At 66.0% G+C, this 19,599-nt stretch carries 18 protein-coding genes; 7 read left to right on the top strand and 11 right to left on the bottom strand.

Annotation, left to right across the window (positions count from 1 at the left end):
* Positions 1 to 6 precede the first annotated feature (6 nt).
* On the bottom strand, positions 7 to 1,017 hold the full coding sequence (locus AC2T4A_RS18475; RefSeq protein WP_486741468.1) for an aldo/keto reductase: 1,011 nt from the start codon (positions 1,015 to 1,017) through the stop codon (positions 7 to 9).
* A gap of 139 nt (positions 1,018 to 1,156) precedes the next feature.
* The gene (locus AC2T4A_RS18470) at positions 1,157 to 2,053 is read right to left on the bottom strand and encodes a LysR substrate-binding domain-containing protein (protein WP_416749569.1); all 897 of its coding nucleotides are present in this window, start codon (positions 2,051 to 2,053) and stop codon (positions 1,157 to 1,159) included.
* A gap of 124 nt (positions 2,054 to 2,177) precedes the next feature.
* Between AC2T4A_RS18470 and AC2T4A_RS18465 the strand changes: the two genes are divergently transcribed.
* The gene (locus tag AC2T4A_RS18465; protein WP_486741467.1) at positions 2,178 to 2,969 is read left to right on the top strand and encodes an SDR family NAD(P)-dependent oxidoreductase; all 792 of its coding nucleotides are present in this window, start codon (positions 2,178 to 2,180) and stop codon (positions 2,967 to 2,969) included.
* Positions 2,970 to 3,112: 143 nt separating this feature from the next.
* Here the strand turns inward: AC2T4A_RS18465 and AC2T4A_RS18460 are convergent, their stop codons facing one another.
* From AC2T4A_RS18460 to AC2T4A_RS18445, 4 genes are all read right to left on the bottom strand, one after another.
* Positions 3,113 to 4,222, bottom strand: coding sequence for an alkene reductase (locus tag AC2T4A_RS18460; protein WP_486741466.1), 1,110 nt, complete (start codon positions 4,220 to 4,222; stop codon positions 3,113 to 3,115).
* Positions 4,223 to 4,421: 199 nt separating this feature from the next.
* On the bottom strand, positions 4,422 to 4,733 hold the full coding sequence (locus AC2T4A_RS18455) for a DUF2388 domain-containing protein (protein ID WP_486741465.1): 312 nt from the start codon (positions 4,731 to 4,733) through the stop codon (positions 4,422 to 4,424).
* A complete protein-coding gene (locus AC2T4A_RS18450) occupies positions 4,727 to 5,176 on the bottom strand; it encodes a GNAT family N-acetyltransferase (RefSeq protein WP_486741464.1) in 450 nt (149 codons plus the stop codon). The genes AC2T4A_RS18455 and AC2T4A_RS18450 overlap by 7 nt, the downstream gene beginning before the upstream one ends.
* Before the next feature lie 110 nt (positions 5,177 to 5,286).
* A complete protein-coding gene (locus tag AC2T4A_RS18445; protein ID WP_486741463.1) occupies positions 5,287 to 7,746 on the bottom strand; it encodes a glycogen/starch/alpha-glucan phosphorylase in 2,460 nt (819 codons plus the stop codon).
* A gap of 234 nt (positions 7,747 to 7,980) precedes the next feature.
* Here AC2T4A_RS18445 and AC2T4A_RS18440 point away from each other — a divergent pair, with 234 nt between their 5' ends.
* A complete protein-coding gene (locus tag AC2T4A_RS18440) occupies positions 7,981 to 8,355 on the top strand; it encodes a Rho termination factor N-terminal domain-containing protein (RefSeq protein WP_486741462.1) in 375 nt (124 codons plus the stop codon).
* 46 nt (positions 8,356 to 8,401) lie between these two features.
* The gene (locus AC2T4A_RS18435; RefSeq protein ID WP_416749556.1) at positions 8,402 to 8,728 is read left to right on the top strand and encodes an ElaB/YgaM/YqjD family protein; all 327 of its coding nucleotides are present in this window, start codon (positions 8,402 to 8,404) and stop codon (positions 8,726 to 8,728) included.
* Positions 8,729 to 9,073: 345 nt separating this feature from the next.
* Here AC2T4A_RS18435 and ligD read toward each other — a convergent pair whose 3' ends face one another.
* The 3 genes from ligD to AC2T4A_RS18420 form a co-directional block, all read right to left on the bottom strand.
* Positions 9,074 to 11,602, bottom strand: coding sequence for a DNA ligase D (gene ligD, locus AC2T4A_RS18430; protein WP_486741461.1), 2,529 nt, complete (start codon positions 11,600 to 11,602; stop codon positions 9,074 to 9,076).
* Positions 11,603 to 11,605: 3 nt separating this feature from the next.
* The gene (locus AC2T4A_RS18425) at positions 11,606 to 12,052 is read right to left on the bottom strand and encodes a phosphotransferase system, HPr-related protein (protein WP_478379108.1); all 447 of its coding nucleotides are present in this window, start codon (positions 12,050 to 12,052) and stop codon (positions 11,606 to 11,608) included.
* Between the two features lie 104 nt (positions 12,053 to 12,156).
* Entirely contained in the window at positions 12,157 to 12,387 is a 231-nt protein-coding gene (locus tag AC2T4A_RS18420; RefSeq protein ID WP_416749551.1) for a hypothetical protein, read from the bottom strand.
* A 404-nt stretch (positions 12,388 to 12,791) separates the two neighbouring features.
* On the opposite strand from AC2T4A_RS18420, the gene AC2T4A_RS18415 reads away from it, so the two are divergent.
* Together AC2T4A_RS18415 and AC2T4A_RS18410 are read left to right on the top strand one after the other, a co-directional pair.
* The gene (locus AC2T4A_RS18415; RefSeq protein WP_416749549.1) at positions 12,792 to 13,151 is read left to right on the top strand and encodes a DUF3509 domain-containing protein; all 360 of its coding nucleotides are present in this window, start codon (positions 12,792 to 12,794) and stop codon (positions 13,149 to 13,151) included.
* A gap of 40 nt (positions 13,152 to 13,191) precedes the next feature.
* Positions 13,192 to 13,332, top strand: a complete 141-nt coding sequence (locus AC2T4A_RS18410) for a hypothetical protein (protein WP_478379107.1) — start codon at positions 13,192 to 13,194, stop codon at positions 13,330 to 13,332.
* A gap of 40 nt (positions 13,333 to 13,372) precedes the next feature.
* Here the strand turns inward: AC2T4A_RS18410 and AC2T4A_RS18405 are convergent, their stop codons facing one another.
* Positions 13,373 to 14,506 (bottom strand): YbdK family carboxylate-amine ligase, encoded by a 1,134-nt coding sequence (locus tag AC2T4A_RS18405; RefSeq protein WP_486741460.1) that lies wholly within the window; start codon positions 14,504 to 14,506, stop codon positions 13,373 to 13,375.
* A gap of 434 nt (positions 14,507 to 14,940) precedes the next feature.
* Between AC2T4A_RS18405 and AC2T4A_RS18400 the strand changes: the two genes are divergently transcribed.
* Complete coding sequence (locus tag AC2T4A_RS18400) at positions 14,941 to 16,314, top strand: iron-containing redox enzyme family protein (protein ID WP_478379105.1); 1,374 nt, start codon at positions 14,941 to 14,943, stop codon at positions 16,312 to 16,314.
* Positions 16,311 to 17,261, top strand: a complete 951-nt coding sequence (locus AC2T4A_RS18395) for a methyltransferase (protein WP_486741459.1) — start codon at positions 16,311 to 16,313, stop codon at positions 17,259 to 17,261. The genes AC2T4A_RS18400 and AC2T4A_RS18395 overlap by 4 nt, the downstream gene beginning before the upstream one ends.
* A gap of 181 nt (positions 17,262 to 17,442) precedes the next feature.
* Here the strand turns inward: AC2T4A_RS18395 and katE are convergent, their stop codons facing one another.
* Positions 17,443 to 19,581, bottom strand: a complete 2,139-nt coding sequence (katE, locus tag AC2T4A_RS18390; RefSeq protein ID WP_486741458.1) for a catalase HPII — start codon at positions 19,579 to 19,581, stop codon at positions 17,443 to 17,445.
* Positions 19,582 to 19,599: the final 18 nt, after the last annotated feature.

Raw genomic sequence — 19,599 nt, 5'->3', positions numbered from 1 at the left:
GAAGGTTCAAGCGGCAGGTACGGGGGCCAGCGCGCTGATCAGGCCCTGGGCGCGCAGGTCGCTCCAGAACGCGGCAGGGATGACGGCACTGAGCGCAGCGTGGTCCTGGTTGGCGTGCAGCGGGCGGGTCGCACCGGGGATCGCCGCGACCACGGCCGGATGGGCCAGGGCGAACTGCAGCGCGGCGGCTTTCACGTCCACCCCATGGTCACGAGCCACGGCGCGGATACGCTCCAGCTTGGCCAGCACGGCCGGGCTGGCCTTCTGGTACTCGAAGTGCTCGCCACCGGCGGTCACGCCGGAGCTGTAGGGCCCGCCGACGACAATGCCGACACCCTGCTCCACCGCCTGCGGCATGACCCGCTGCAACGCGCGCTCATGGTCCAGCAGCGAGTAGCGACCGGCGAGCAGGAAGCCATCGGGACGCGGTTCGTCCAGGTCCAGGGTCAGTTCGATGGGCTCGACGCGGTTCACGCCCAGCCCCCAGGCCTTGATCACGCCTTCTTCACGCAGACGGGTGAGCACGCGGAACGCACCCGTGCGGGCGATCTCGAACTGGGTCAGCCACTCGTCACCGTAGAAGTCCTGGGCGATGTCGTGGATCCAGACGATGTCCAGGCGGTCGGTGCCCAGGCGCTTCAGGCTGTCCTCGATGGAGCGCAGGGTGGCGTCGGCGCTGTAGTCGTTGACGATGCGGTTGCGATTGCCGTGTTCGAACAGGCCGCTTTTCTCACCCAGTTCGCGGGCCGCCGGGTCTTCCAGTTCGTCGAGGATGATGCGACCGACCTTGCTGCTGAGGACGTATTCGTCACGCGGGCGGTTGGCCAGCGCGGCGCCCAGACGGGATTCGGACAGGCCGGCGCCGTAGAACGGAGCGGTGTCGAAGTAGCGCACGCCGTTGTTCCAGGCGGCATCCACGGTAGCCTGCACTTCTTCAACGGGCACGTTGCGGAACATGTTGCCCAGCGGCGCGGTACCGAAACCAAGGCGGGTGGGGATCAGGGATTTGAGACTCATCAGGAGGTTCTCCGGGTTGGGGGGAGTCGCTTGTGAACTCCAGTGGCGACAATCCTATGCCCGCCCAACCGAGACCGTCCAAGTCATAATTCGACAGACTTGAGACCTAAATTATCATCAAGTCCTTTCCAACGTTCTCTCAGACCTTGGCGCCCGCCAGCACCATTTCACGGAAGTCGCCCACGATCGGACGCAGGTCGACACGATGCCAGGCCGCCCACAGCCCGGTGCTCTGCCCCAGCCACGGCAGTTCGCGCAGCACCACATTGGGATTGCTCTCGCCACCGATACTCTGCTGGATCAACGCCAGGCCCAGGCCCGCCGAAACCAGGCCGATAGCGCTCAATGGCTCGGCGGCCTCCAGGCGGATCTGCGGGGTGAAGCCAGCCGCCACGCAACTGGCGAGGAAACGTTCTCTGCGGTTCGGCTGCAACTGGCCCTCCACCATGATCCAGTCCTGTTCATGAAGGTCTGCCGGCTCGATCTGCGGCTTGTCCGCCAGCGGGTGATCCAGCGGCAAGGCGAGGTGCAGCGGGTCGTCGAACACTGGCGCGGCGAGCAGGTCCGGATCGTCCTCCGCCGGTGGCTCGCAGACCAGGGCGACATCCAGGCTGCGCTGGCGCAGGCCCTCGAACTGCTCCTGGGCCGACAGGTTATAGAGTGCGATGTGGATGCCCGGACGCTCCTCGCGCACATGGCGCAGCGCCTCGGGCAGTACGCCGGCATGGATGGCGTGGCTGACATAGCCGATGCACAGCCCGCCGGTCTCGCCCCGACCCAGGCGACGGCCAAGGGATTCCAGGCGCTCGGCGTGTTTGAGCAGCGCCTTGGCCTCATGCAGGAAAGTGCGCCCGTCGGAAGTCAGGCGCAGGCGCTGCTGGCTGCGTTCGAACAATTGCAGGCCGAGACGCTCCTCCAGCTGGGCAATCTGCCGGCTCAGCGGCGACTGGGAAATGTGCAGGGTCTCCGCCGCCTTGCCGACGTGCTCGACTTCGGCCACGGCGACGAAATAACGGAGTTGTCTGAGATCGAGCATAGACCCTCAAGGACTCAAGTATGTCGAATTAAGTTATGTACGATCTTACAAGCCACTCCTAGCATGGCGCCATATCCAGACGATCATCGGCGCATCCCGCGCCTCCTGGATGAGGATTGAAGACATGCAGATCGATCTCGGCGGCAAGACCGCCATCATCAGTGGTTCGACGGGCGGCATCGGCCTGGGCATCGCCCGCCAGCTCGCCGCTTCCGGCGCCGACGTGGTCATAGTCGGGCGCAATGCCGCATCGGTGGACGAAGCCGTGTCCGGCATACGCGCCGCCAACGGCAAGGCTCGCGGCGTGGTCGCGGACCTGGGTAACGCCGCCGGTGCAGACGTACTGTTTGCTGCCGAACCCCACGCCGACATCCTGGTGAACAACCTGGGCATCTATAACGATGTCGATTTCTACGAAACCCAGGACCAGGAATGGCTGGACTTCTACGAGATCAACGTGCTTTCCGGCGTGCGCCTGGCTCGTCACTACACCCCCGGCATGGTCGAGCGTGGCTGGGGCCGGGTGATTTTCCTGTCCTCGGAATCGGGCGTCGCCATCCCCGCGCAGATGATCAACTACGGCGTCACCAAGGCCGCCAACCTCGCCGTCTCCCATGGCCTGGCCAAGCGCCTGGCGGGCACCGGCGTGACCGTCAACGCCATCCTCCCCGGCCCGACCTTCACCGAAGGCGTGGCGAACCTCGTGGCTGACGCCGTGCGTCAGTCCGGCCGCAGCGCCCGCGAGGAAGCCGACGCCTTCGTCCGCCGCGAACGTCCCAGCTCGATCATCCAGCGCGTCGCCGACGTCGACGAAGTGGCAGCGCTGGTGACCTATGTCGCCTCGCCCTACTCCTCCGCGACCACCGGCGCAGCGTTGCGTGTGGATGGCGGCGTGGTGGACAGCCTGGCGATCTGATGCGGCCTGAGTCGCAACAAGCCCCGGCAGATTCGCCGGGGCTTTTCCTTGCACCTAGGGAAAAACGCAAAGGTAGAAGGGCCTGAACACAAAAAAGGCCGTCTCCTCGGGAGACGGCCTTGTTGCGCAGGAAGTAATGCCGTTCAGGCCGTCAGGCGCGGGTAGTCGGTGAGGCCGTGGGCGCCGCCGCCGAACAGGGTTTCACGCTGGTGCGTATTGAGCGGTGCGCCCAGGCGCAGGCGTTCGGGCAGGTCGGGATTGGCGACGAAGGGCCGGCCGAAGGCAATCAGGTCCGCCCAGCCTTCATCCAGCGCGGCGACAGCACGCTCGGCGGTGTACTTGCCGGCGTAGATCAGCGCGCTGGGGAACACTTCGCGCAGGCGACGCTTGAACGCCAGGGGCATGTGCGGGGCATCGTCCCAGTCGGCTTCGGCGATGTGGATGTAACCCACACCGATTTCGCCCAGCAGGCGGGCGGCGGCCACGTAAGTGGTTTCAGGGTCGGCGTCGGAGCAACCGTTCAGGGTGGTCAGCGGCGCCAGGCGGATGCCGACACGGCTCTTGTCGCCGGTACCTTCCACCAGCGCCCGTGCTACTTCAGCGAGGAAGCGCAGGCGGTTCTCCAGCGAGCCGCCGTACTGGTCGGTGCGGTCGTTGACGTTGGAGTCAATGAACTGGTTGACCAGGTAGCCGTTGGCGGCGTGCAGTTCGACGCCGTCGAAACCGGCGGCCATGGCGTTGCGCGCAGCCTGGCGGTACTCGTCGACGATGGTGTGGATTTCCTCCACTTTCAGCGCACGCGGTTTCGAGGCCTGGACAAAGCCGGGAGTCCCATCGTTCTCGGCGACGAACACGTTGACGCCTTCCGCCTGCATCGCCGACGAGGACACCGGCGACTGGCCGTCGAGCAGGCTGATGTGGCTGAGCCGGCCGACATGCCAGAGCTGGGCGAAGATACGCCCGCCGGCCGCATGCACCGCCTGGGTGACCTTGCGCCAGCCGGCGACCTGGGCCGGGGTGTGGATGCCCGGCGTCCAGGCGTAGCCCTTGCCCAGCGGCGAAATCCAGGTGCCCTCGCTGACGATCAGGCCGGCGCTGGCACGCTGGGCGTAGTACTCGGCCATCAGCTCGTTTGGCACATCGCCCGGCTGGCTGGCGCGCGAGCGGGTCATCGGCGGCATGACGATGCGGTTGGGCAGTTCAAGGCCACCCAGGGAATAGGACTGGAACAGTGGGGATGCGTTGGCGGTCATGGTGGACTCCTTCAGCGGCAAGCGGCGCGATCAGGAAGTCCGTGGGAGCGTTGGCGAAGCACCGCGAACCACTCGATCGCTCGAATGGAAAGCAGTCTGCGGACTTTGCCGGCGGGGATTAAGACGCTGTTTCGGCAAAATCATTTGAATCCCGCTCACGAATGCAAGCTGGATTGCTTCCTTGGCAGTGGCGTAATTCTCAACCCTGGCTGGCGATGGCCCTGGCGACCTGCAGATCACTCGCGGGCGACTGCGGATGCTCCTGGCGATACAGGCGCAAAGCCTGTTCCAGCTGCGCGCCGTGGATCTGCCCGGCGGAAGCTACAAAGGCCAGCGCATCGTCGCGGGCCTGCTGGTAAGCGCGCGGCACCTGGCTGCTGGACTCGCTGATGGCAGCCGTGCCGAGGCTGGTGCCCACGGTGAAATGATCGGACGAGTTGCCCTTGCCATCCATGGCGCTGGCCGGGCCGGCGATAGCCAGCAACAGGACGAGCGCCCTGCCCTTCAGCATCCGCAGGCCATCGGACGTGCAGTCCAGCCCATGCGCATCTCGGGGTGCCCGGTGTGTTCGTCTTCACGCTCCTCCAGCACCACGAAACCATGCCGCTGGTAGAAGGCCACGGCGCCGGCGTTGGCCGAATACACCGCCAGCTCCAGCATCGGCAGATGAATCTTGGCGTCGCTCAGCAGGTGCGAGCCCAGACCCTGGCCCTGGCATTCCGGGGCGACGAACAGCGCGGCCAGCGCGCCGTCATGCAGGCTGTAGAAGCCGCTGACACAGCCGTCGCTCTCGACCACGCGCGAGGCGGCGGCGGGCAGGTAGACCTCGCGCATGTCCTGCAGGCGCTGCTGCCAGAAAGCTCCGTCGATGAAGTGGTGAGCCTGCTGCGAGGCACGCAGCCAGATATCCAGCACCCGGTCCATGTCGTCGTCGCGAAAGTCACGGATCAGCATCGGCAGTCGTCTCCCGGTTCGTTGAAGTGCTCATGGCGTGGCGGGCGGCATCCTACACAAGCGATCACCGCTACGCTCCCCCGCGAACTGCCACCAATCGTCGCACCTTCTTATTGTGGTCCCGTCGGTACCTTCCAGATGTCCTGGGCGTACTCGCGGATGGTGCGGTCGGACGAGAACCAGCCGACGCGCGCGGTGTTGAGCATAGAAGCTTTCCACCAGCGCGCGGGTTTTCTCCAGAGTTGCTCGACGCGCTCCTGGGCCTCCCAGTAGGCGTCGAAGTCCGGGCAGACCATGAAGCGGTCATCAAAGCGCAGGCTGTCCACCAGCGCCGTGTAGCGCTGCGGGTCATCGGGTGAGAAAACGCCGCTGCCGATCGCGATGAGCGCCTCGTGCAGGCGCGGCGAATCGGCGATCTCGCCATGCATCGCCAGTTCACCTGTGCGTTTGCGCGCCTCTACCTGCTGCGCCTTGAGGCCGAAGATGAACATGTTCTCCGGGCCGATACGCTCGCACATCTCGACGTTGGCGCCATCCAGCGTGCCGATGGTCAGCGCGCCGTTGAGCGCGAACTTCATGTTGCTGGTGCCCGAGGCTTCCAGGCCTGCCGTGGATATCTGCTCGGAGAGGTCAGCTGCCGGGATGATCGACTCGGCCAGGCTGACGTTGTAGTTGGGGATGAACACGACTTTCAGGCGCCCGCGTACGGTCGGGTCGCTGTTGACCACGCGGCTGATGTCGTTGGTCAGTTTGATGATCAGCTTGGCCAGCACGTAGCTGGGCGCCGCCTTGCCGGCGAATATCTTCACCCGTGGTACGCGGTCGGTGGTCGGGTCGTTGCGGATGTCCTGATACAACGCCACGGTATGCAGCAGGTTGAGCAGCTGGCGCTTGTATTCGTGGATGCGCTTGACGTGCACGTCGAACAACGCGTCGGGGTCTATGCGCATGCCCAGGCGCTCCTCGATCAGCGCAGACAGGCGCTCCTTGGCGTTGCGCCGCTGCTGGGCGAAGCGCTGGCGCACGGCGGGCTTCTCGGCCTGCGCGGCCAGGTCGCGCAGGCGCTTCTCGGGCTCGTCCAGCACGTCCTCGCCCAGGGTGTCCACCAGCAGCTCGGTAAGCTCCGGGTTGGTCTGGAACAGCCAGCGGCGGAAGGTCACGCCGTTGGTCTTGTTGCTGATACGGTTCGGGTAGAGCCGGTGCAAGTCGCGGAACACCGTCTCGCGCATCAGTTCGGTGTGCAGCGCGGAGACGCCATTGACACTGTGCGAGCCCAGGAACGCCAGGTTGCCCATGCGCACGCGGCGCCCGTGATCCTCCTCGATCAGCGAGACCGAGCGCAGCAGGCTGAAGTCGTGGATGTCCTTGGCGCGCAAGGCGTCGATGTGGAAGGCGTTGATCAGGTAGATGATCTGCATGTGCCGCGGCAGCAGACGCTCCATCAGCCCCACCGGCCAGGATTCCAATGCCTCGGGCAGCAGGGTGTGGTTGGTATAGGACAGGGTGGCCACGGTCAGTTCCCAGGCTTCGTCCCAGTCCAGGCTGCGCTCGTCCAGCAGCAGGCGCATCAGCTCGGCCACGGCGATGGCCGGGTGGGTATCGTTGAGCTGGATGGCCGCCCGCTCGGGCAGGCCGTAGACGTCCTCGCCCTTGCCCAGGTGGCGCTGCATCAGGTCCTGCAGGGATGCGGCAACGAAGAAATACTCCTGGCGCAGGCGCAGCTCCTGGCCGGCTTCGGTGCTGTCCGCCGGGTAGAGCACGCGGGAGATGCTTTCGGCGCGCACGGTATCGGCCACCGCACCCAGGTGATCACCGGCGTTGAAGCGGTCGAGCTTGAGGGTTTCCTCTGCGCGGGCACGCCACAGGCGCAAGGTGTTGACGCTGGCGTTGCGCCAGCCGACCACGGGCATGTCGTAGGCCACCGCGCGCACGCGTTCCGCCGGCTCCCAGCGCTGACGCTCCACGCCATTGGCGTCCGGCTCGCTATGCACGATGCCGCCGAAGCCGACGCTGAAGCTGGATTCGGGCCGCTCGAACTCCCAGGGGTTGCCGAAGTCCAGCCAGGTTTCGGTGTGCTCCTGCTGCCAGCCATCGCCGATTACCTGCTTGAACAGGCCGTGCTCGTAGCGAATGCCGTAGCCGTGGGCGGGGATGTCCAGCGTCGCCATGCTTTCCATGAAGCACGCCGCCAGGCGCCCGAGGCCGCCGTTGCCCAGCGCCGCGTCGGGCTCGAGCAGGCGGATGCGCTCCAGGTCCACGCCCAGTTCCGACAGCGCCTGGCGCGCCACTTCCAGCAGGCCGAGGTTGCTCAGGTTGTCGATCAGCAGGCGGCCGATGAGGAATTCCAGGGACAGGTAGTAAACGTGCTTGCGCGCGCTGCGGTCGATGGCGCGGGTGGTCTCTTCCCAGTTGTCCACCTGGTACTTGCTGGTGGCCAGGGCTACGGCTTCGAACCAGTCGTGGTCGAAGGCGTCGGCCGGGTCCTTGCCCACGGCGTAGCGCAGGCGGGTGAGCACGGCATGCTTGAAGGTTTCCACTGCCGACTGATCGGGAATGCTGTCCAGGGCCATTGGCGTCTCCTTTTCCTGTCGGTGACTGTTTGCCGGGGCGCGGCGCGCAAGGCGCCCCAGTGCATCTGTCCGCGCAGGAATCGGGGAGTTCAGACCTTTTCTCCCATCGGTACGGCCCGCTCATCAGAAACGCCGAACGTTTGGCGACGAGCGGTTTCTTCCCCATGTGGCCCGCGTTTTCGGGGCCAGGTGCGCGAAGCGCGCCGTCAAGCAAGCAGAGACAGGAGAACAGCCATGCCACGCGGCGACAAAGACAAGTACACCGACAAGCAGAAGCGCAAGGCCGAACACATCGAGGAAAGCTACGAGAGCCGTGGCGTCCCCAGGGACGAGGCAGAAGCCCGCGCCTGGGCCACGGTGAACAAGCAGTCCGGCGGCGGCGAACGCAGCGGCGGCTCGGGCCAGAAGAAGAGCGCGCCGGCCAAGGCTGCCTCGCGCCGCAGCTCGGCCAAGCGCGCCGTGGCCACCAAACATGGCGTGCCTCGCCCCGACCAGTCACTGGAGTCGATGACCAAGGCCGAGCTGCTCAACCGTGCGCGAACCCGGCACATCACCGGCCGTTCGAGCATGCGCAAGCAGCAGCTGATCGACGCGCTGAAAGCCGCCTGAGCCTGCGGCCCGCCCACTTCCCCCACAAGCAACGAGGAGACAGCCCATGGGTAGCTATCGATGGTTCCCTTCATCCCTGAGCAGCAACCGCCACAGCGGCGTACAGGAGCTGCAATCCCTGGTGAGCGACCTGGAAAGCCTGCTGGAAAGCGGCCGCGACCTCACCGCCGACCAACTGCCGGCGTTCAAGTCCAAACTGCGCCACCTGGTGGATGAGAGCCGGGAAACCAGCGAACACCTGGTCCAGCGCAGTCGCCGCGCCATCCAGGCCAGCGGCGAGTACGTCGGCGAACACCCGTGGCAGACCGCGGCAGTGCTGGCCGCTGCCGCCGGCATCCTTGCCGCTGCCTGTCTGCTGAGCCGCGATCGCTGATCCGCTCCAGGCAGAGCACAGGTGGTCGGCGGCCCAGCCGTTGACCACCGTCCCACCATTCATGTGCAGCCCTGGTTCGCGAGCAAGCTCGCTCCTACAAGGGCGCTAAGAGCGCTGCCGAGCGGTTCGCGAGCAAGCTCGCTCCTACAGGAGCGCTAAGGGTGCGTGGGCGGGTGTAGGAGCGAGCTTGCTCGCGAACCCCTCCACGGCCTGGGTTTCGCTCATGAGCCTCGCCTGCAGTGTGCAGGGGCAGTGCGGGTCCAGGCAGAGTTTCTCGCCACACCAGGGCAGGAGCAGCGTTCGGGCCGACCAGTTGAGGTGTCGCAGGCGCCCTGATGCGTAAAGTCAGTCCTGCAGTTGCTCGCGCATCCGTCCGGTCAGGCGCTGTCTGGTCTTCGCCCAATCGGCCCAGGGGTCAGCTGCCGCCAGGCGCTCGTCGACATTGGCGAGGGTCCATTGGCTGGCGGCTTTCAGCGTGGGCAGCTCCTCGCGGCTGACGGGCACGGACACAGGCAAGCCCTCCCGCGCGCGCGCCGACCACACGCAGACCGTGCTGGCCCCACGGGTGTTGCGCAGGTAATCGATGAAGATTTTCCCCACACGGTTCTTCGGCCCGGAGACAGCGCTGAAGCGATCCGGCATCAGCTTGGCCATGTGCCGGTTGATGGCGTGGGCGAAGTCCTTCACCTCATCCCAGCGGTGATGCCGCTGTAGCGGAACCAGGATGTGCATGCCCTTGCCGCCGCTGGTCTTGAGAAAGGCAGCGAGCCCCAGCTCGTCCAGCAGCGTCAGGGTCAGCTGGGTCGCCTCGACCATCCGCTGCCAGGGCAGCGCCGGGTCCGGGTCGAGGTCCAGAACGAAGCGGTCAGGCTTTTCGAGGTCGTCGAGGGCAGCATTCCAGGTGTGCAACTCCAGCGCGCCCATCTGCGCGGCGCCCACCAATCCCTTGGCCGTGGCGATACGCAGCAGCGGCGCATGGCCAGGGTCCAGCTTCGGATCGAGTTGCTCGGCGCCGGGAATCTCCGTGCGCGAGGCATGGCGCTGGAAGAATTGCTCACCCCCCACCCCATCCGGCGCACGTACCAGCGACACAGGGCGGTCGGCGAGCCAGGGCAGCAGGCGTTCGGCGGCCTTCTCGTAGTAGAGCGCCACGTCGAGCTTGCGCAGCTTGCTGGTGGGGTCGATCACGCGGTCCGGATGGGTGATGGTGACGCCCTCGACGCTGTTGGCAGGTTTGCTCTTCGCAAGTGTCGAGCGGGCGGCCTTCTTCGGCTTTTCCTCGACTATCGCCTCGGCTGGCTTGTCGGCACGCAGGCCGTGAAATACTGCCTGGCGTACCCGGCCTTCGTGGGTCATCTCGGCGAAGGCGACTTCGCACAGCAGGTCCGGACGCAGCCAGGTCACCCCCCTGGCGTCTGCGTCTTGAGGCGCTTCCTGCAAGGGACAGGTCTTGCGTTGCAGGGGCTTGAGTCGCTGATAGAGGGTTTTCAGGCTGGCCGTGCTGAAGCCGGTACCGACCTTGCCGGCGTAACGCAGCACGCCGTCCTTGTCGTGCAGGCCGAGCAACAAGGCACCGAAGTGCGAGCGCGACCCCTTGGGTTCGCTGAAGCCGACGATGACGAACTCCTGCCGGCGCTTGCACTTGAGCTTGATCCAGTCGCGCGAGCGCTTCTCCGTATAGGTGCTGCCGCAACGCTTGCCGATCAGCCCTTCCAGACCCAGCCGGCAAGCGCTGTCGAGGATGCTGCGCGGGTCGTCGGTGAAGTCCTCCGAGTAGCGCAGGGATTGATTGTCGTTGCCCCGCAGCACCTGCTGCAGCGCCTGGCGACGCTCCTCCAGCGGCTTGCCGCGATAGTCCGTGCCATCCAGCCAGAGCAGGTCGAACAGGGTGTAGTGGATGGGCTCGCAGACCTGGGCGTCGAAGGCATTCTGCAGGCGCTGGAAGTCCGGGCGGCCCTCCTCGTCCATCACCAGGATCTCTCCGTCCAGCCAGGCCGATTGCACCTCCAGCGCAGCCAACGCCTGGCACAGCTCCGGCAGTTTTCTCGACCAGTCGTGGCCGTTGCGGGTGATCAGCCGGACTTTGCCGTCCTCGAGCCGGGCGAGAATGCGGTAGCCGTCGATCTTGATCTCGTATCGCCAGTCGCCGGCGGGCGGCGCATCCACCAGCGTGGCCAGTTCGGGCGAGATGGCGTCGGGCAGCTTGGCCTTGGCCGTCGCTACTTCTTTTTTCTGCTTCGCAGCCGCCGTCGGCTTGGTCCGCCTGGGCGCCGCCTGCTTCGTCACGGCGACCTCGCTCGGCAGCGATTGCCCAGTCACCACACTCAGCGGCTGCTCGGCAAGAATGTCGAAGCGCGGGTAATCCCGCGCCTGGTCGTCGCGGCCCTTGATCAGGAACCACTGTGGCTTGCGACCTGCCATGCGCGTGCGCACCAGGTTCCAGCTGCCGGAAAGCTTGCTGCCCTGAAGGCGGAACTTCAGGTGGCCGCTTTTCATGCCCTCGTGAGGATCGCCGATGGGGGTCCAGGAGCCCTCATCCCAGACGATCACATCGCCGGCGCCATAGTGTCCTTCGGGGATGTGCCCCTCGAAACGCGCATAGTCCAGCGGGTGGTCCTCTACTTCGATGGCCAAGCGCTTCACACTCGGGTCCAGGCAAGGCCCCTTGGGGACCGCCCAGCTCTTCAGCACGCCGTCGAGTTCCAGACGGAAGTCGTAGTGCAGGTGACTGGCGTCGTGCTTCTGCACCACGAAGGCGTATTCCCCGGCGCGGCTCGCCGGAGTTTCGCCACTGGGTTCGGGGGTGCCGCTGAAATCGCGCTTGCGCGCGTATTCCTTCAGCGTTTCGTTGCGGATGGGGGCGGAGCGGGCCATGGCTCACTGTTCCTCGTCGGGGTCTGTGTCATCCCAGGGCTTGCCGTCCAGCGGGTGCGCCCGGCCTTCTTCGGCTTCGTCCAGGCCGATACCGGCGCCGATCTCGCTCTCGCGGCGGATGTGCAGTTCCTTGTCCACCGGGGTGCTGCCGGCCGGGTTCAGCGGCGATTCGGTACCCTCTTCGTCGATCAGGGTTTCGGGGGCCAGGTCGTCCATGCTGACGCCGTCTTCCACGGCGCTGTCACCGAGAGTCTCGCCCCCGGTGAGGCCCATTTCGCGGCGACGCTGTGGGGGAAATTCGCGCTCTACTTCCTCGGGCGAGCGCTCGTCACCGATGCGCCCTTCAGGGTCCTTCTCGAAATCCAGCTCGCGCACGCTGCCCATGCGGTCTTCGGTGTCGTCGATCTCGATATGCTGTGGGTTCGCTTCGGTCTTGGCGGAATGGCTCATGGCGGTGCCTCCAGGCTGAATGGTCCTGTGTGCGTTCAGGGCGGTTGAGCCGAAGCAAGGCGCTGGAGTTCAGGTTTTCCGTCGGTGGGCAGGCAAGCGACCCATTATTGGTCGATGAAGCAGTTGATGAGCTCCAGGCCCAGGCTGCGCACGCGTCCGGCGCTGCTCAGCTCATCACCGTGGATGCCGACGACGGTGGTGCGCGGCATGTCCGCCAACTGGCTGCCGAGGCTGATGGAGTAGCTCCCGCCTGCTTCGCGCGAGCAGGAGAAGCTGAACAGCGGATAGGCTTCGTGGAGCACGGCTTCCACGTCCAGGCGTCGGAACTGCGTCATGGTCACCTCCCGTCCCCAATCCCAACCCTGCCCGCTCGCAAGCCCGAGGGGAATGCTGGCAATTGGCCCATGCAGCTTGGCACTCCAGCGCCATCGCCGGCATGACCAGCCGTGGCAGGGATTGCTCGCCACACCCGCTGATTCCACCCGCGCAGGTTTCGGACGGAAGGTTTCGCTCGCGCAGCCAGGCGCCCGGCGAAGCGTCTGGCCGTGCATTTTCCAGCCCCTTGCCGGTGCGACCTTGCACTTTGCTGATGACCATGGGCCAGCACGTTCTGGCGAATCCCTGCAATAACAACCTGTTAAGCCGCTGAGACAGTTTCTGAAAGGCTGGAACGCGTGATGCAACGTTCCTGGCTCAAGGCCGGAGCACTGGCTCCTGCCGACCACCGGGAGGGATGTACATGTCCAGTTGCCGCGACACTGCCATCGAGCACCTGAGCCACCTGTTCACCGACTACCGTCCGCAGTTCTTCAACCGTCCCGACGGCACGGTGCTGATCAACCTGCGCAACGCCAAGGGCAAGCGCCTGATATCCCGCGTCATCCAGCAGGAAGAACAGGCCAGCGCCGTACTGCTGAACAACCTGGTGGAGCGCATCCGCCGCGACCTGATGACCCTCGAGGGGCCGCTGGAAGAGGACAACGTGGACTGGTTCCTCAAGCGCATCGAATTGCAGACCTTCGTTCCGGTGAACCCCACCCACCGGCCGCGCAAGGTCGTCGTCGCCGGCGCCCGGCTGCGCGCTCTCGCCGCCAAGTAGCGCGCTCCGAAGAAGCAGCGAGGCAAGCATGAAGACACCCATGGATACGCCAGATCCCGATCCGAAAGTCACCCGCGAAGAGTCGCTGGAAGAACTGGTGGACATTGAACCGGAGGACAGCCGGCAGGAGCCGCACCTGTCTGCCGCCCATCAGGACGGCCTCAAGGACGGGCCGGCATAAGTCGATACAGGGAAGCGAGAAGCTATTCCGGTGGCCGCCGTCAGTCCGAGCAGTCGGGCGGCCGCCGGTTCTCTTCCTGCAGATGGCGCACTACCGCGCTCAACGCGTCCCTTTCCGACCGTCCTTTGGCCAGGGCCGCCAGGCGCACCGCCCGTTGTCGCTCGGCGCTATTACCCTCGTCGATGATCCTGCCCGCGTGGACAAACAGGCGCTCGCCTTCCTCATCCAGCCATTCGCCGACGGCCAGCCGCGCCTGCTCCAGCCAGTCGCGCGGCTTGACCAGCCGGTCGCTCTCCACCAGAAAACGTGCCGCGCTGCCGTGCCGCCGCGCCTGCCAGAAGTTCTCCGCCAGCAAGGCCCGCTGCCAATGCGGATCGGCAGGCTCGCGCGCGTCCCGCGCATGGGCCACCAACAGGCGGAACAGCCCGGCAATGCACAGCGCATCGTCGATGCGTGGGCAGGCATCGGTAATCCGCAACTCCAGGGTCGGGTAGCGCGCCGAGGGCCGCAGGAACCACCAGGTGTGGCCGGGTTCGTCCATCAGGCCGTACTGCAACAGCAAGGCCACGTAGCGCCGCCACGCCGCCTCGTTGGCGAACCGCGGCGGCGGTCCCATGCGCGGCCACTCCCCGCACAGTGACTGCCGATAGCTGGCCAGACCGGTATCGGCTCCATCCCAGAACGGCGAAGAAGCACTCAGCGCGAGCAGCAGCGGCATCCACGGCAGCACGCAGTTCATCACCTGCACGCGGTCGACCCCGCATACTTCCACGTGCACGTGCAGGCCATTGAGCAGGCTCTGCCGCGCCACTGCGCCCTCCTCCTCGAACAGCCGCCGGTAGCGCGGGCGGAAGGCCGGGGACTGGCGGTGCTGGCCAGTGAAGGGATGTGCGGCGACACAAAGGGTCTCCAGGCCGTAGGACTTGGCTATCAACCGCAGGCGCCGGCGGCGGTCTGCGAGGAATGCGGCGGCCTCGCCAAGCTCGCGCAGCACCGGGCTGACCAGTTCGTACTGGCACTGGAAGATCTCTTCGGCCACCGCCTCGCCCAGCACACCGCGGCAAGCATGGGAAAATCCCAGCGGCACCTCGCGGGCGAGATCGAGGCTTGCGGGGTCGATCAGGAAGCACTCTTCCTCGATACCGAATCGGGGCAGCGCGGGGCGTGCTGGCATGGCGGACCTCGCGGGGTGGCGGTTATGGCTGGGACGCGGCGCAGCGGGTGGCGTTCAGTCTTTTCGCTCGGCCCGTGGCCTGTTTGAAAGCCACTGCCGTGCGGTTCGCGAGCAAGCTCGCTCCTACAGGAGTGAGCGGTGGCGACAGGCGGAGGACATAGACGGGAACGGAAATGACGTGCGGTGGGTTCGCGAGCAAGCTCGCTCCTACAGGGTGATGCCGGGCGCGTGGGCGGTGGTGTAGGAGCGAGCTTGCTCGCGAACTCCTCCAACTCCCGGCCAACCGCGCAATCGCTCGGCCCCGACAGAACCGGAACATCAGCCCACCCTTCCAAGGTCAGGTGCACACGCAGCTCGGCGTTTACATGAAACCTTTACCCGCCCGGCCCACTCGCAAGTGAAAGCCCCCCACTTTCTCGCACGAGGAGCCCCGCATGACGCCACCCGCCTCCCGGAATGCTGTCGCCTCGTACCGCGAACACTGTTCTATCCGCGACCTCTACCAGTCCCTGCTGCGCGCTCCGGAAGATGCACTGGGAAGCGCCGCCGCCTTCCTCGAGGCGCAACTGAGCCAGCAGAACGCCGATGACGACGAACTGCCCGCCGACCCGCAGCGCTGGGCCGACTGGCTGGAAAACCGCGCCAGACGCAGCGCCGATGCCTACGCCGAGTATCTGCGAGAGCGTCGCGAAGGCGCGCCGCGCCAGCACTTCGCCAACCGTTCCCACGCCCTGCACTTCCTCCAGGCCATTGCCCCGACCAAGCAGGTGGACGGCGCCTGGCTCTATGGCGTGCTCGACCACTGGAGCGACTCGCGCCTGCTGCCACTGCTGCACATCTGCCTGGAGGAGCTCGGCCACGGCAACCCTGCGCGCAACCACGTGCTGGTCTACCAGCGCCTGCTGCACAGCCTGGGCTGCGACACGCCCGCCGAGCTGAGCGATGCGCACTACCTGCAAGGCACGCTTCAGCTCGCCCTCGGCTATCTGGCCGATGACTACCTGCCCGAAGTGCTGGGCTACAACCTGGGCTACGAGCTGCCGCCGCTGCACCTGATGATCACCAGCTACGAGTTGCGGGAACTGGGTATCGACCCGGAATACTTCCGCCTGCACATCACCATCGACAACGCCGCCAGCGGCCACGGCCGCAAGGCATTGCAGGCGCTGGAAGCCAACCTGCCGCAACTGGCCGACCGCGACGCCTTCCTGCGCCGCGTGCATGCAGGCTACCGGCTTAACGACGCGGGCCTGTCGAACCAGGAGATTCTCCAGGGATTCAACCTGGATGCCGAAGTAGTCGCCATGCTCGAGCGCAAGCGCCCCTTCGCCAGACAGATGCACGATGACCGCGCGCGCATCGGCGGGCGCACGGTGAACCAGTGGTTGGCCGGCCCCGGGCGCATGGGCGAGTTCCTCGCTGCGCTGCAGCGCCAGGGGTGGATCAAGCGCCACCAGGACCCAGGCCACAGCCGCCTGTGGAACCTGGTGAGCGGCGACAGCGCCGCCATGTTCGGCGTGTTCAATCCCTATGAGCGCCAACTGCTGCACGACTGGATCGCCGGCGACTGGAGCGAGCCGCCGCCGCGCAACCCCTGGAGCGGCAGCGAAAAGACCGTCGCCGACGATGCGCCGATACGCTCGGAATTCGCCGCCGAAGAGCGCGCCCTGCTCAACGAGCTGTCCACACTTTCGCCGCGCAACCGCATGCAGCGCCTGATCGCCCTGATGGCCCCGCACCGCCACTGGACACCTGCCGGGCTGCTGGCCACGCGCATCTACACCGACAAACTGGGGATCGAACCATGACTTCATTCTTCGACTCGCGGCTGGAAGTGCTGATCAGCCTGGGCCAGGAACTGCAGGCGGAGGATTACCGCTTCACCACTGTCACCCCCACGACCCACGCGCGGGTCAACGCGCGACCGGAGAACTCCCTGGCCGACGATCTGCAAGGCGTGTTCGGCTGGAGCCGGCTGTTCCCCGACGCGCTCATCAGCGAGCGCATGCTGGCCCTGCTGGAAACCGGCGGCCTGCTCCTGCGCCAGGACAGCCAGTGGCGCAGCGCCGTGCGCTGGTCGAGTCTGGATGGTCAGTTGTTCGCACACTCGGCCTACCCGACGGTGGAGACCGACGCCGTGTTCTTCGGCCCGGATACCTATCGTTTCGCCCACGCCCTGCGCCAGCACGTTCTCAGTGGAGAGGCCGGCACGGTACGTCGCGCCGTGGACATCGGCTGCGGCGCCGGCCCTGGCGCCATCCTCATCGCCCAGGCCTACCCGAAGGCGGAAGTCACCGCCGTGGACATCAACCCGCGCGCCCTGGACTTCACCCGCGCCAACGCCTGCCTCGCCGGCATCGATGACTTGCAGATCCGCCAGAGCAACCTGCTGGATGGCATCGGCGGCCAGTTCGACCTGATCGTCGCCAACCCGCCCTACCTGCTCGACCCGCAAGAACGTACCTACCGCCATGGCGGCGGCGAGTTCGGCGCAGGCTTGTCCCTGCGCATCGTCGAAACAGCGCTGCAACGCCTGAATGTAGGAGGCACGCTGTTGCTCTATACCGGCGCCGCGGTGATCGACGGCGATGCGCCGCTGCGCCTGCAGCTGGACGCCCTGCTGACGAACCGGCCGGTGAGCTGGCGTTACGATGAGATGGACCCGGACGTATTCGGCGAAGAGCTGGACTGCTCGGCCTACCAGCAAGCCGAGCGCATTGCGGCGGTGACCGTGACGGTGACGCGTCTGGCTTGAAACCGATCGGCTCCTTTAGGAGCGGATTCATCCGCGACTGGCCCCCGGCCAGTTGGAGGACATCGCGGACGGAGTCCGCTCCTACGCAGGCGGGGATGATCGGTGCGAGCGGTATCCCTCACCCCTCTCCCTCAGGGAGAGGGGCTCCAGCTCTGGCTCCGGCCCTTGATCCCAGGCCCCGTCAGGCCGGGATCTTCGCGACATTCGCTTCACGCGCCCAGATACGATGCTGCTTCAGCGCCTTCTCGAACCCGGCGAACACATCCGCCGCGGAACCGCCCTGGACGACGCCTTCGTCGGGCGACAGCCCGAGTTGCCCCGGCAGCGCTTGCGCATCGCCGGCGAAGGCCAGGGGCTTGAGGTGCTTGTAGGCCTCCAGCAGGTAATGCAGCGCACGGCCATCACCGCCCATGGTTTGCACCGACTTCGCCCCGCCTGGCACGAACACCGCGTCGAAGGCCACCGAGGGCAAGCCGTGCCAGCTCGCATCGGGAACCAGCTCCGCGCCTTTTTCGGTCTTCACCGGCGATGCGCTGGGCCCGATCAGCTTGGCGCTGGCACCGGCTTTTTCCAGCGCGTCACGCAGCCCGCTCACATCGCTCTCGCTGACGCCATCGGCAATCAGGATCGCCACCTTGCGCGAGCGGATATCGCCTGCCAGGAGGTTGACCTGGCTGAGCGCGGGCGAAGGTGTCGGCTGCGGAGCCTTGCCCGGCTTGTGGTTGACCTTTACGCCGATCTGGCTGGCCACCTTCTCCGCCAGTTTCGGGCAGATGTTGGCAAGGATTTCGTTCACCTCACGCTCGCGTATAGACATACGCTCCACCTTCGACAGCTCGAAGGCATAGGCCGACGCCACATGGCCCTGCTCCGCCTCGCTCAAGCTGTGATAGAACAGCGCCGCCTGGGTGAAGTGATCGGCGAAGGAGTCGGCGCGCACCCGCACCTTGGCGCCGGTCATTGGCTCGTGGTAGCTGGTAAAGCCGCCCTGGCGGGCGGCCGGCGGGGTTTCCCTGGGCCAGCCGCCATCGATGGAATTCGGCTCATAGGCGGCGCGCCCCTTGTGCACCATGTGCTGGTGCAGGCCATCACGCTGGTTGTTGTGGAACGGACATAGCGGCTGGTTGATCGGAATCTGGTTGAAGTTGGGCCCGCCCAGGCGCAGCAGTTGGGTATCGGTGTAGGAAAACAGCCGCCCCTGCAGCAACGGGTCGTTGCTGAAATCGATGCCGGGCACGATGTGCCCGGGGTGGAACGCCGCCTGCTCGGTCTCGGCGAAAAAGTTGTCCGGGTTGCGGTTGAGCACCATGCGCCCCAGCAGCTTCACTGGCACCAGCTCCTCGGGCACCAGCTTGGTCGGGTCGAGCAGGTCGAAGTCGAAATTGTCCGCATCGGCTTCGGCAATCACCTGAACGCCCAGTTCCCACTCGGGATAGTCGCCGCTCTCGATGTCTTCCCACAGCTTGCGGCGATGGATGTCCGGGTCCTTGCCGGCAAGCTTCTGCGCCTCGTCCCAGACCAGGGAACAGACGCCGGATTTGGGCCGCCAGTGGAACTTCACCAGCGAGCTTTCGCCGGCGGCGTTGATCAGGCGGAAGCTGTGCACGCCAAAGCCCTGCATGTGCCGCAGGGAGATCGGAATCGCCCGGTCGGACATGGCCCACATGACCATGTGCGCCGACTCCGGGGTAAGCGAGACGAAGTCCCAGAAGGTGTCATGGGCCGAACCGCCAGTGGGGATTTCGTTGTGCGGCTCGGGCTTCACCGCATGGACGAAGTCGGGGAACTTGATGGCGTCCTGGATGAAGAACACCGGCATGTTGTTGCCCACCAGGTCGTAGTTGCCCTCGTCGGTGTAGAACTTCACCGCGAAGCCGCGCACGTCGCGCACCGTGTCCGCCGAGCCACGCGGGCCCTGCACGGTGGAGAAGCGCACGAACACCGGCGTCTGCTTGCCGGCCTTGCCCAGGAAGGACGCCTTGGTCAGCGAACTCCAGTCCTCGTAGGATTCGAAATAGCCATGGGCCGCGGCGCCACGGGCATGGACGATGCGCTCGGGAATGCGCTCATGGTCGAAGTGGGTGATCTTCTCCCGCAGGATGAAATCCTCCAGCAACGATGGCCCGCGATCGCCGGCGCGCAGGCTGTTCTGGTTGTCGGCGATACGCACGTTGGTGTTGGTGGTCAGCGCTTCGCCAGTGGCGTCCTCGCGGAAACGTTCCAGTTGGTCGAGCTTGTCGTTGCGGTTGCCACGGTCAGTCGTGTCGGTGCCTGCCAGTTCGCTGCGCTTGCCTGCTTCTTTGCCGGGTTGCTTGGCCATGAAGGTTCACTCCTCAGT

The organism is Pseudomonas sp. PVC-3-1 (genome assembly GCF_057444315.1).
The sequence above is the reverse complement of the archived record's forward strand: the minus strand, read 5'-3'. Positions and strand labels throughout refer to the sequence as shown.